Below are 1,256 nucleotides of genomic sequence, written 5' to 3' on the forward strand. Positions count from 1 at the left end.
GGGTGACCAGGTGCGTGCTGATCTTGTTCCGGACGACTTGTGGGAGCGGGTGGCTCCGTTGCTGCCACCCGCTCCCGAACGACGACGCCGTCATCCCGGGCGGTTGCGCGTTCCTGACCGAACAGCACTCGCCGGTGTCCTGTTCGTGTTGCGGACCGGTGTCGCCTGGCGGGACGTCCCGGCGGAGGCCGTGGGCTGCTCCGGGGTAACAGCCTGGCGTCGGCTGCGGGACTGGACCGAGGCCGGCGTGTGGCCGCGCCTGCACGCTGCCCTGCTGGCCGAGCTGCGCCGCGCCGACCTGCTGGACCTGGACGACTGCTCCGTGGATGGGTCGCACGTCCGGGCCCTCAAAGGGGGGATCACGTCGGCCCCTCGCCTGTCGACCGCGCCCGCCCTGGATCCAAGCACCACCTGATCGTCGACCGCCACGGAACCCCGCTCGCCGTCACGCTCACCGGCGGCAACCGACACGACGTCACCCAGCTCCTGCCCCTGCTGGACACCGTCCCGCCGATCCGGGGGCTGCGAGGACGCCCCCGTCGCAAGCCCCGACGTTTGTACGCCGACAGGGGCTACGACTTCGACAAGTACCGCCGCCTGCTGTGGAAGCGCGGCATCAAGCCAATGATCGCCCGACGCGGCGTCGCCCACGGCTCCGGACTGGGCAAGGTGCGCTGGGTGGTCGAGCGCGCCTTCGCCTGGCTGCACCAGTTCAAACGGCTCCGCACCCGCTACGAACGACGCGCCGATCTCCACCAGGGCCTGCTCGAACTGGCCTGCAGCCTCATATGCCTCCGACGCCTACGAACCCCGTCCTGAAGCGATCAGTTGGCTACGCTGAACCACCCAGGCCGCACTTCCTTCAGAGGCGGTTGCAGTGACTGCACTGCGGACCGCAGGTCCTCATCCGTGACGTCAACAGTCTCCGGCAGGCTCAGCCCGAACCGGAGCAGCCGCCAGAGGTCGAAGACTTCACTCCCGTCGGCTGAGAAGTCCACATCGACCTCAGTGCCGTTGCCACTGACGAAGCGGCAGCCTGCCCCATGAACCGTGTAGGAGTAGGCGCCGACGTGACCACTCCGACTGATCCGGCGCGAACGAACCAGGCCGAGGACGTCTGCCAGTCGCTCAAGCGAGAGGATCGCCACCCTCATGGCCTCGTCAATCGCATTCAGAGCCTGGACGTAACCGAGCACGAGGTCTCGTGCAGCCCCAACCCGTTCCATACAGCGCCATCCCCCTGAGCCTACGGCTGA

General features: G+C 68.2%; 2 protein-coding genes. One reads left to right on the plus strand and one right to left on the minus strand.

Translation table 11 applies throughout. The features are described 5' to 3' along the window. Positions 1-10 precede the first annotated feature (10 nt). Positions 11-819 (plus strand): IS5 family transposase gene (locus IEY89_RS40110; RefSeq protein WP_189152450.1). Its coding sequence is split into 2 segments (ribosomal slippage): positions 11-350 and positions 350-819, totalling 810 coding nucleotides; the frame shifts between segments, so codons are not numbered across the junction. A 5-nt stretch (positions 820-824) separates the two neighbouring features. On the opposite strand, the gene IEY89_RS40115 is transcribed toward IEY89_RS40110, so the two are convergent. Then, positions 825-1,256: DUF6896 domain-containing protein (locus tag IEY89_RS40115; protein WP_229695744.1), on the minus strand; the 432-nt coding region annotated here is incomplete at its 5' end.

The organism is Streptomyces lacrimifluminis (assembly GCF_014646095.1).
Classification (GTDB): Bacteria; Actinomycetota; Actinomycetes; order Streptomycetales; family Streptomycetaceae; genus Streptomyces; species Streptomyces lacrimifluminis.